Source organism: Egibacteraceae bacterium, from assembly GCA_040905805.1.
Taxonomy (GTDB): domain Bacteria; phylum Actinomycetota; class Nitriliruptoria; order Euzebyales; family Egibacteraceae; genus DATLGH01.
On the sequence record JBBDQS010000068.1, the window covers coordinates 24,281 to 34,034 of the forward strand.

General features: G+C 73.7%; 10 protein-coding genes. 5 read left to right on the forward strand and 5 right to left on the reverse strand.

Translation table 11 applies throughout. The annotated features are described in order from the left end of the window. Window positions 1-109: 109 nt before the first annotated feature. Window positions 110-1,219 (forward strand): L,D-transpeptidase family protein, encoded by a 1,110-nt coding sequence (locus WD250_07600; GenBank protein MEX2620068.1) that lies wholly within the window; start codon window positions 110-112, stop codon window positions 1,217-1,219. A gap of 42 nt (window positions 1,220-1,261) precedes the next feature. Here WD250_07600 and WD250_07605 read toward each other — a convergent pair whose 3' ends face one another. The 4 genes from WD250_07605 to WD250_07620 all read right to left on the reverse strand — a co-directional run bounded on the left by WD250_07605 (window position 1,262) and on the right by WD250_07620 (window position 5,059). Next, entirely contained in the window at window positions 1,262-2,749 is a 1,488-nt protein-coding gene (locus WD250_07605; protein MEX2620069.1) for an aldehyde dehydrogenase family protein, read from the reverse strand. A gap of 12 nt (window positions 2,750-2,761) precedes the next feature. Continuing rightward, window positions 2,762-3,961, reverse strand: coding sequence for a protein kinase (locus WD250_07610; protein ID MEX2620070.1), 1,200 nt, complete (start codon window positions 3,959-3,961; stop codon window positions 2,762-2,764). A gap of 30 nt (window positions 3,962-3,991) precedes the next feature. Then, a complete protein-coding gene (locus WD250_07615; protein MEX2620071.1) occupies window positions 3,992-4,540 on the reverse strand; it encodes a DsbA family protein in 549 nt (182 codons plus the stop codon). Between the two features lie 63 nt (window positions 4,541-4,603). Beyond that, window positions 4,604-5,059: an SRPBCC family protein gene (locus WD250_07620; protein MEX2620072.1), complete on the reverse strand. Its 456-nt coding sequence runs from the start codon at window positions 5,057-5,059 to the stop codon at window positions 4,604-4,606. A gap of 120 nt (window positions 5,060-5,179) precedes the next feature. Here WD250_07620 and WD250_07625 point away from each other — a divergent pair, with 120 nt between their 5' ends. Beyond that, the gene (locus WD250_07625) at window positions 5,180-5,992 is read left to right on the forward strand and encodes an NAD(P)H-binding protein (GenBank protein ID MEX2620073.1); all 813 of its coding nucleotides are present in this window, start codon (window positions 5,180-5,182) and stop codon (window positions 5,990-5,992) included. On the opposite strand, the gene WD250_07630 is transcribed toward WD250_07625, so the two are convergent. Continuing rightward, window positions 5,989-6,789 (reverse strand): sulfite exporter TauE/SafE family protein, encoded by an 801-nt coding sequence (locus WD250_07630; GenBank protein MEX2620074.1) that lies wholly within the window; start codon window positions 6,787-6,789, stop codon window positions 5,989-5,991. The two genes, WD250_07625 and WD250_07630, sit on opposite strands and share 4 nt — an antisense overlap. Window positions 6,790-7,124: 335 nt before the next feature. On the opposite strand from WD250_07630, the gene WD250_07635 reads away from it, so the two are divergent. The 3 genes from WD250_07635 to WD250_07645 are packed head-to-tail and all read left to right on the forward strand — an operon-like array spanning window position 7,125 to window position 9,689. Beyond that, window positions 7,125-7,904 carry an enoyl-CoA hydratase/isomerase family protein gene (locus WD250_07635; protein ID MEX2620075.1) on the forward strand — a complete coding sequence of 260 codons (780 nt, stop codon included), beginning with the start codon at window positions 7,125-7,127 and terminating at the stop codon, window positions 7,902-7,904. 43 nt (window positions 7,905-7,947) lie between these two features. Then, window positions 7,948-8,850 (forward strand): methyltransferase domain-containing protein, encoded by a 903-nt coding sequence (locus WD250_07640; protein MEX2620076.1) that lies wholly within the window; start codon window positions 7,948-7,950, stop codon window positions 8,848-8,850. Further along, entirely contained in the window at window positions 8,847-9,689 is an 843-nt protein-coding gene (locus WD250_07645; GenBank protein ID MEX2620077.1) for an acyltransferase, read from the forward strand. The genes WD250_07640 and WD250_07645 overlap by 4 nt, the downstream gene beginning before the upstream one ends. Window positions 9,690-9,754: the final 65 nt, after the last annotated feature.

Genomic DNA, 9,754 nt, shown 5'->3' on the forward strand with positions numbered 1-9,754 from the left:
CCCGCGACCTCGATCCCTACACCGCCGCTGATCGGCTGGTGGCGGCGCTCGGCCGCTAGGTCGCCGGATTGGCACGCAAGCGGCGCACGAGGGCGTACGCTATCGCCTCATGTCAGTCTTCGACGCCGGTTTTGCCTCACCTGCCCCGCGCTACCTCGCGGTGCTCACCCTGGTGGTCACGCTGCTCGGCGCCATGGTGGGAATCGCCGTCGCCACCTACCGCACCGGGATGCCTACGGGCGATCCTGCGGCAGCCGGTCTCCCCGATCCGGTCGAGCACGCAGGGGCGGGGGATGACCTCGATGTCGAGCGCCTCGACCTGCCCGCACCCGCGCCGACGCCGGAAGTCGTCGAGGAGCCTGCCACCCCCCCCGAGCCCGCGGCGGCTGAGCCCGCGCCACCGCCGCCCAGCTACGACGTCGTCGCCGTGCAGCGTCGGCTCACCGACCTGCGCTACTACGTCGGCCCGCTCGACGGAGCCGAGGGGCCGGCCATGCGCAGCGCGGTCATGGCCTTCCAGAAGGTCAACGGGCTGACCGTGGACGGTGCGGTCGGGGCCACGACCCTGGCGGCGCTGGACACCCCGGCGCAGCCGGTGCTGCGCCAGGGCCCCGCGGACCGCATCGAGATCGACCTCAACATCCAGGTGCTCCACCTGATCACCGGGGGCACCTTGGAACGGACCATGCCGGTCAGCAGCGGCAACGGCGCGGCCTACACCACGTCGGGCGGCGGGCGGGCGAACAGCCTGACCCCGGTGGGCCACTTCACCGTCGAGCGGCGGATCCGCGGGGTGCGCAAGGCCCCGCTCGGTACGCTGTACGACCCGCTGTACTTCTACCGGGGCTGGGCCATCCACGGGTCCAACTCGGTGCCGGCGCACCCGGCGAGCCACGGGTGCGTCCGGGTGACCCGCGCCGATGCCGTGTGGCTGTTCGACCGCGCCCCCACCGGCATGTCGGTCAGCCTCTACGGCGGCCAGCACACCTTTCCCGCCGGCTCGGCGGCGCCAGGGACCGACAACCCGGCCGGGGACGTGGCGCCGGTCCCGGCCCCCGAGCCGCCGCCCCCGCCCCCGCCGCCGCCCACTGAGCCAAGCCCCGCTCCGAGTGCGCCGCCCCCGCCTCCGGCACCCGAGCCGCAACCGGAAGGCGGGGGGTTGCTCCCGTCCCTGCAGGAGCCGGACCCGGAACCCGACGCGGCGGGGCCGCCCCCGTAGCCCTCGGCGGGCGACGCGCCCACCGTGTGGGGGACCGCCGGTCTAGCCCCGGCCGTGACGCAGCTTCATCGCCCGGTCGAGGACCCCGATCAGCCACTCGGGCCGACCGAAGCTCATCATGTCGACGGGGAGGTCGAAGCGCTGCTCGGTGATGGCGTGCGGTCTGACGAACTCCATCAGGCCCTCCTCGCCGTGGATGCGCCCGAACCCCGACTCGCCCTGGCCTCCCCACGGCAGGGCGGGCACGGCGGCGAACACCGCCACGGCGTTCACGCTGGTCATGCCCGCGCGCAGCCGGCGGGCGATGTCGGCCCCGGCGCGACGGGCGAACACGGACGTGCCCAGGTTGTCGGAGGTGCTCGCCCGTCGCACCGCCTCATCGGCGTCGCGAACCCGGGCGATCGGCAGGATGGGGCCGAAGGTCTCCTCCTGCATGATGCGGGCGTCCGCTGGCACGTCCACCAGCACCACCGGGTTCACGTAGGGGGGGCGGATGGCCGCGGGGCCGCCGACCACCGCCCGGGCTCCCCGTGCCAGCGCATCGGTGAGGTGGCCCTCGATCGCCGCGATCTGCGCGGAGCTGGTCATCGGCCCCAGCTGCGGGCGGGGGACGTCCGCCTCGCGCACCGCACCCGCCAGGTCGGCCACCCGCTCGACGAACCGGTCGTGGACGGCATCGGTGACGTACACCCGTTCCACGGAGATGCAGGCCTGGCCGGTGTTCTGCAGCCCGCCCCACACCGCGGCGGTGGCGGCGGCGTCCAGGTCGGCGTCGTCGTCGACGATCATCGCGTCGTTGCCACCGCACTCCATCACCACAGGGGTGAGGGTGTCCGCACACGTGGCCATGACCGCCCGTCCGACACGCGCCGACCCGGTGAACACCAGCTTGTCCACCCCGGAGCGACACAGTGCAGCACCCGTGTCAGCGGCACCGGTCAGCAGCTGGAGCACCTGGTGCTCGGGCACCACCGCGGCGAACGCGTCGACGAGCCACACGCTGACCGCCGGCGTGAGCTCACTCGGCTTGAACACCACGGCATTGCCCGCCGCCAGCGCGTAGGCGATGGCGCCCATCGGGGTGAACACGGGGTAGTTCCACGGCCCGATCACGCCCACCACCCCGACCGGGGCGTACCGGATCGTCGCCTTCTGGTTGAGCATGAGCAGCCCCGGGCGGACGCGATGCGGGGCGAGTGTCCGCCGGGCGTGACGGGCCGCCCAGTCCAGGTGGAGGACCGACAGCAGCACCTCGATGAACGCATCGTCGTCGGACTTGCCGTTCTCGGCGCGCACCACCGCGCACAGCTCCTCGCTCCGTCGCGCCAGGATCGCCTTGAAGGCCATGAGACGCCGGCGGCGCTCGGCGAAGCCGATCGCCCCCCACCACCGGGCGGCGATCCGCGCGCGCTCGACGGCGCGCTGCGCGTCCTCGGAGGTGTGCACGGGGAACGTGCCCACGACCTCGCCGGTGGCGGGGTTGGTCGACGTGAAGGTCGAAGCCGAGGCGGGCGCCCCGCTGGAGGCCATCGGGATTCCTGGCTACTCGTCCGCTGGGTCGGCCGGTTGCTGGCCGGGGTCGGGTTGGCCGGGTCCGTCCGGTGGCGGATCCGGCCGTTCGTCGGCCTCCGGGCCGGGCTCGTTGGGCGGCGGGTCCTGGGCGGGGTCGGGCTCCGCGGTGGGCTCCACCGGTGCCTCGACCGGAGCATCCGCGGGTTCGTCGACCGGAGCGTCGGGCGCGGAGTCGATCAGCGACTGGACGACCAGGACCGCGGCGAGCGCCAGGAGCACGACCAGCGCGGCAGCCAGGCCGAAACCGCGGCCCGACCGACCGGCCGCCGGGGGAGCCGCCGGTCGTGCCGCCGGCGCCGGACGGTCGCGATCGCGGCGGGGCGGCGCCGCGGTGGTCGCCACAGCCGCGGACACCCTCGCTTTGCCGCTGAGGGCCTTGAGCAGGTCGTCCGCGTCGGCGTAGCGTCGGCTCGGGTCCTTCTCCAGGCAGCGGTTGACCACACCCACCAGGCTGGCGTCCAGACCCTTGACCCGTCGGTCCAGACGCGGCGGCGCGTCCTCCTGGTGCGCCCGGGCGACCGCGAAGGCGTTGTCGCCGGTGAACGGCGGTTGGCCGGCGAGCATCTCGTAGAGCACGACCCCCATGGCGTACACATCGGAGCGGGGTGTCGCGGGCGAGCCCGAGACCTGCTCCGGTGACAGGTACTTGGGGGTGCCGAGCACCTCGCCGTCCACGGTCAGGTCGGAGAGCTCCTCCAGGCCCTTGGCGATGCCGAAGTCGGTGAGCTTCGCCCCATTGCCGGGCGGCAGCATGATGTTGGCGGGCTTGACGTCGCGGTGGACGAGGCCGCGCCGATGGGCCGCGGCCAGCGCGGAGAGCACCTGCACGGCGATGGTGACGGTGCGTGCCGCATCCAGCGAGCCGTGGTGGGCGATCTCGTCGGCAAGGGTGCGGCCCTCCACCAGCTCCATCACGATGTAGGGGGTGCGGCCCTCCTGGCCCGTGTCGAACACCGCCACGGCATTGGGGTGGTGGAAGCTCGCCGCGGCGCGCGCCTCGCGCAGCATGCGCTCGCGCAGCTCGCGGCCGCCGCCGATGTCGTCGCGCAGGACCTTCACCGCCACCCGCCGGGCGAGCGTCCGATCGTACCCCTCGTACACCCGGGCCATCCCCCCTGTCCCCAGGATGCCGCGGAGCTCATAGCGTTCGGCCAGCACCTGGATGTCCACGCCGCCGAGCCTACCGGTCCCCCGTCGCCCTCACCCCGCGAGTGCGCGCAGGTCGTCCTCGGGGAGCAGGGCCGGGACGAGGGTGCCGTGGGCGTACAAGACGGGCACTCCGCCGACCCCGGCTTTGCGGGCGGTCAGCAGGCCGCGGCGGAAGGCGGGGACCCGCCCGGGGTCGTCCAGGCAGACGCCGATCTCGGCGGCGTCCAGCCCAGCCGTCGCGGCCAGCTCCAGGAGGACAGCCGACTCTGCCAGGTCGGCGCCGTCCTCCCAGAACGCGCGGTAGCAGGCGGCGCGCCAGGCGGCGCCGCGCCCGCGCGCCTCGGCGACGCCCCCGACCACGTGCGCCCGTGCGGTGGGCGGCAGCCACGGGGGGCGGCGCAGTGCCAGGCCCTCGGCGGCAGCCGCGTGCGCGAGGTCCTCGACCCCCGCGGCGACCTCCAGGGTCACCGGGAGACGGGCGGCGACCAGGGCCTCGAAACCGGCGAAGGTGACGGCCACACCCTCGTCGGCGAGGCGCTGCAGGCGCAGCGCCGCCACCGCCGACGCCGGGGAGGTGTAGTCGTGGTAGAGGACGAGCATCGCCCCCAAAACTACGACGACCCGGCCCCGAGGGAGGGCCGAGCCGTCGCGGAGCGCGTGCGCTTACTGGTGGATCTCGCCGCGCCAGGCGCCCTCTTCGACGCCGCGCTCCTCGATGAAGGACTTGAAGCGCTCGAGGTCGCCTTCGACGCGCTTGTCGACGACGCCGAGCTTTTCCCCGGCCTTCTCGACGAGGTCCTCGGGCTCGTACTCCAGCACCAGGTTGACCCGGGTGCGGTTGGGGGCGACCTCCTGGAAGGTGACCCGGCCGTCGTTCGTCGTCTCGCCGCTCGCCTTCCAGGCGATGACCTGGTCGGGGGTCTGCTCGACGATCTCCGCGTCCCACTCACGGTCGGCCATGCCGATCTTCGCGACCCAGTGCAGGCGCTTGTCGTCCTTCTGCTCGACGCGTTCCACGCCCTTCATGAACTCGGGGAACGATTCGAACTGCGTCCACTGGTTGTAGACGGTGTGGATGGGCTTCTCGACATCGATGGACTTCTCTACGCGCGTCGTCATCGTGGTGATCTCCTTGGCGTCGGGTTGCCTGCGGTACGGACACGTCTACCCGGGGCGGCAGGGGGGTTACACACGCCCATCCGGCCACCGCGCCCCTGGCCGTCGGGTAACCTGCCGCCGATGCCGGTACTGGTCACGGGGGCGGAGGCGGGCGCGGGCCGGGCGGTGGTCGCCCGGTTGGTCGGCGCGGGCGGGGAGGTACGCGCCTACGTCGACCGGGAAGCGACCCCGGCCGGGGTCGTCGAGGGATACCGCCACTGGGGAGCGAAGGTGGCCCGCGGCTCGCTGGACGACGAGGGCCGCTTGGAGCTCGCCATGGAGCAGGTCCACACGGTGGTGCACACCGGTGGCGGCTTCCTGGACTCCCCGGTGGGGATCGTCGACGAGCTGGCCGGCGTCGTCAGCGCCGCCCTGGGAGCCGGCTGCCGGCGCCTGGTGTGGCTGTCGGCGATCGGTGCGCAGGCACCCGGGGACGACCCGTACCTGGCCGCGTGCGCAGAGGCCGAGGCGCTTCTCGCCGAGGCTCCCGTGGAGACGGTGGTGCTGCGGCGCGCCGTGACCTATGGCCCCCACGACCCTCTGACCGCCCTGCTGGCCGCCGGCCTCCCGGGCGTCGACCCCCGGGCCATGCACGCCCCGCTGTACCTGGACGACCTGGCGGCGGTGGCGGACGCCGCCGGCGTCGAGCGCGGCGCCGCGGGGGCGCGCCACGTGATCGTGTCGCTGGCTGGCCCCGACGTGGTCGCGTTGCCGCGCCTGCTCGAGGGCCTCGTTGACCCGGGGCGAACCCCACGCGTACCCCCGCCCGTGGCCCTGCCGGAGCATCTGGCGCCACTGCTGTCCCGGGACCTGCTGCCCTCTGCGACGGCCCTGGGCCGGACGGGCACGCCACTGGCCGAGGGGCTGGCCCGCATGCGCCGCGACGTGTCCTAGCTCCCGGCGTCCTCGGCGGTGGGCTCCCCTGCGCCGCGCAGCAGGAGGTAGAGGCTCATCAGGATCAGGAACCCCGCGAACAGCCGCTGCAGGAGCAGGCCGTCGAGGCCGAGGGCCAGGACCGCGCCGCCGATCCCCCCCGCCACGCCCCCCGCGCCAACCGTCATCCCGGTCCGCCAGTGCGTGTACCCCCGGCGGGTGTGGCGGGCCGCACCCAGCAGGGCGGTGGGCACGATGACGGCCAAGGACGTGCCCTCGGCGGCGTGCTGGGAGAACTCGAAGCCGAGCACCAGGGCGGGGACGAGCACGATGCCGCCACCGACGCCGAGCAGCGCCGACAGGATGCCGGTCACCAGGCCGACGCCGAGGAGCAGCAGGACGTGGACCGCCTCCAGGTCGGGGACGTGGGCGTCCCGGTCGAGCTCGATGCCCACGAGCATCCTGACGGCCACCACGGCCAGGAAGGCGACGAAGGCCAGGCGCAGGCCGTTCGCGGGGATCCGGTGCATGAACCCGGCGCCGAGCGAGACGCCTGCCAGCGACCCGGCCACCAGGGCGAGCGCGGCCAGCGGGTCGACGGCGCCATCCGCCGCGAAGGGGATGACCGCGGCTGCGGCGGTCAGCACGATCGCCGCCAACGACGTGGCATGGGCGGCGTGCTGGCTGAGCTGCAGCCACAGCAGTCCCGGGACGGCGAGCGCCCCGCCACCGATGCCGAACAGGCCGGACAGCACCCCGACGGCGAGCCCGAGCGGGAGCTCGCGCAGTGGGCGCGACGGGACGTCGCTCAGGACCACCCTCCCGACTGCCGGGACGGCTCGGCGAGGCACGGGCGGCGGCGGCGTGACATCTCCATGGCGGTCGCTGCGCGACCGCCACACCCGGCACAGCAGGGAATAGCCCTCGCAAGCTCCGGCGATTCACGTCTCAGCAGTCCATGGCGGTCGCTGCGCGACCGCCACACCCGGCACAGCAGAGAATCGTCCTCGCAGGCTCGGAGCGATTCACGGGTCAGGGTCATGACGTGCGCAGCGTAGCGGGCCGGCTCGCCAGCGGGTGTGGCGGCGAACGTAGACTCGTGCGGGCGCGCAAATGGGCGATCCGCGCGCGGTCGGACTCCGAGGAGCGTGTCGTGGGCCAGTTCGTCAGCGTCGAGACCGACGAGGAGGGGGTGGCCACGCTGCGCCTGGACCGGCCGCCGGTCAACGCGCTGAATCCCCAGGTGTGGGCGGAGCTGGGGGATGCCGCACGCACCGTCGCCGCCGACGAGCGGGTGGCTGCCGTGGTGCTGTGGGGCGGCGCCAAGGTGTTCGCTGCCGGGGCGGACGTGGCGGCGCTGCGGGACCTCACCGAGCGGGCCGCCCGGGTCGCGGGGGCCGAGCTGCAGGCCGCCCTGAGCGCGCTGGCGCGCCTGCCGCAGGTGACGATCGCCGCGGTCAACGGCTACGCCCTCGGCGGTGGCTGTGAGCTGGCGATGACCGCCGACTTCCGGTTCGCTGCCGACAACGCCCAGCTCGGCCAGCCGGAGATCCAGCTGGGCCTCATCCCCGGTGCGGGTGGTACCCAGCGCCTCGCCAGGCTGGTCGGGGTGCAGCGCGCGAAGGAGATGGTGTACGGGGGCACCTTCTACGGTGCCGAGGCGTGCCGGACGATGGGGCTGGTCGACCGGGTCGTGCCCGCCGACGAGGTCTACGGGACCGCCGTGGACGCTGCTCGCCGGTACGCTGCGGGGCCGTACGCGCTGCGACTGGCCAAGCGGGCGATCGACGAGGGCGCCGACCTGCCGCTGGACGCCGGGCTCCGGCTGGAGGCCGCGCTCTTCGCGTCCTGCTTCGCCACCGAGGACGCGCGTGCCGGCATGCGATCCTTCCTGGAGCACGGTCCCGGTCAGGCGCGGTTCACCGGCGCGTGAGTCCGCGGCGCACACCACGACCACCAGCGGTAGGACACAGCTCATGGACGCCAAGCAGGCCAACACCGTCTACCACGACTGGGAGGCGCCGACCTACGACGAGAAGTGGTCGATCTCGTTCGACACGCGCTGCATCGACTACGCGGCCGGACGCTTCCGCAAGGTGGTGCCCGAGGTGCGCACCTACGACCGTGCTCTGGAGATCGGGGCGGGCACGGGGTTCTTCCTCCTGAACCTCGCCCAGGCGGGTGTGGCCCGGGAGCTGCACGTCACCGACATCTCCCCGGGCATGGTCGCGGTCTGCGAGCGCAACGGCGCGCAGCTCGGGCTCGCGGTGCACGGCAGGGTGGCCGACGCCGAGTCCCTGCCCTACGACGCTGCCGCCTTCGACCTGGTGGTCGGCCATGCCGTCGTCCACCACCTGCCCGACCTGGAAGCGGCCTTCGCCGAGCTGCGCCGGGTGCTCGTGCCCGGGGGCCGGCTCGTCATCGCCGGTGAGCCGACCCGTGCGGGCGACGCGATCGCCAACCAGTTCAAGCGCGCCGCGCGCGTGGGTGTGAAGCTGGCCGCGGTGGTGGCGGGCAGCCACCGCGTCCTGGCTCCGCGGAACGGCCGATCCAGCGAGGACGACGCTGAGGCAGCCGCGCTGGAAGACGTGGTGGACCAGCACATCTTCACCCCCGGCGAGCTCGAGGAGCACGCCCGCGCGGCCGGCTTCTGCGACGTGCGCACGGTGACCGAGGAGCTGACCGCCAGCTGGTTCGGGTGGACCACCCGCACGGTGGAGGCGATGGTCGGCGTCGACCGCCTGCCCGCCGGCTACCCATGGTTCGCCTACCGGGTCTGGCAGTGGCTCTTCGCGCTCGATGACGCGGTGGCCTCCCGCGTGGTCCCCAAGGGCATCTTCTACAACTGTCTGCTCACGGCGACGACGCCGGCGTCATGACCGAGGACCTGTCCCCCCGTGAGGCGCGTGACCTCGCGCGCGAGCTCGGGGAGCGCCACCGCGAGGCGGCCGTGGCGGCCGCGGTGGGTCGGGAGGGGGTGGCCCGCGCGGAGGCGGTGGCCACGGCGTCGGGCGGCGTCGCAGACTCCCCGCGGCCGTCCCATCCCCGCGGGCGGGGCACCGACTGGCGCCGGGCCGTGCGCTTCGCCGTCGAGCGCCGCATGTACACCCCGGAGTACCTGGTGCTGTACGCGCGGTTCCTGGCCGCGCGGCTGCGCAACCCGCACGTCGACCTGCAGGGAATGGTCTTCCTCGGCCGACGCGTCGAGCTGCTGGCGCGCAAGGGCCGCGGCCGGCTCTCGCTCGGCCCGTGGTGCTGGATCGGGTCGGACAACCGGCTGCGCGCGCACGAGGGCAACCTGCGGCTCGGCCCGAAGGTGGTGATGGGACGGGACAACGTCGTCAACACCTACCTGGACGTCGAGGTCGGGATGAACGCCCTGTTCGGTGACTGGATCTACGTCTGCGACTTCGACCACGTCTACGAGCACCTGCACCTCCCGATCAAGAAGCAGGGGCTGGTCAAGACACCGGTGCGCATCGGCGAGGACGTGTGGGTGGGCGAGAAGGCCTCCATCCTGCGGGGGGCGGACATCGGTGCCGGCAGCGTGATCGCCAGCCAGGCGCTGGTGCGCGGGCACATCCCCCCGTTCTCCATCGCGGTCGGCAGCCCCGCTCGGGTGATCCGCAGTCGTCTGCCTGCGGGCATGACGCCTGACGAGGCCCTCGACCTGCAACGGCGGGGCAAGCCCGTGCCGGGGGATCCCCTGGACGCCTGAGACGTGAATCGCTGGAGCTTGCGGAGGCGATTCTCTGCTGTGCCGGGTGTGGCGGTCGCGAAGCG

Coding starts and splice junctions, on each gene's coding strand:
- WD250_07625 (MEX2620073.1), top strand. CDS start 5,180: ATGCCGGTACTGGTCACGGGGGCGGAGGCGGGCGCGGGCCGGGCGGTG.
- WD250_07600 (MEX2620068.1), top strand. CDS start 110: ATGTCAGTCTTCGACGCCGGTTTTGCCTCACCTGCCCCGCGCTACCTC.
- WD250_07605 (MEX2620069.1), bottom strand. CDS start 2,749: ATGGCCTCCAGCGGGGCGCCCGCCTCGGCTTCGACCTTCACGTCGACC.
- WD250_07620 (MEX2620072.1), bottom strand. CDS start 5,059: ATGACGACGCGCGTAGAGAAGTCCATCGATGTCGAGAAGCCCATCCAC.
- WD250_07645 (MEX2620077.1), top strand. CDS start 8,847: ATGACCGAGGACCTGTCCCCCCGTGAGGCGCGTGACCTCGCGCGCGAG.
- WD250_07615 (MEX2620071.1), bottom strand. CDS start 4,540: ATGCTCGTCCTCTACCACGACTACACCTCCCCGGCGTCGGCGGTGGCG.
- WD250_07640 (MEX2620076.1), top strand. CDS start 7,948: ATGGACGCCAAGCAGGCCAACACCGTCTACCACGACTGGGAGGCGCCG.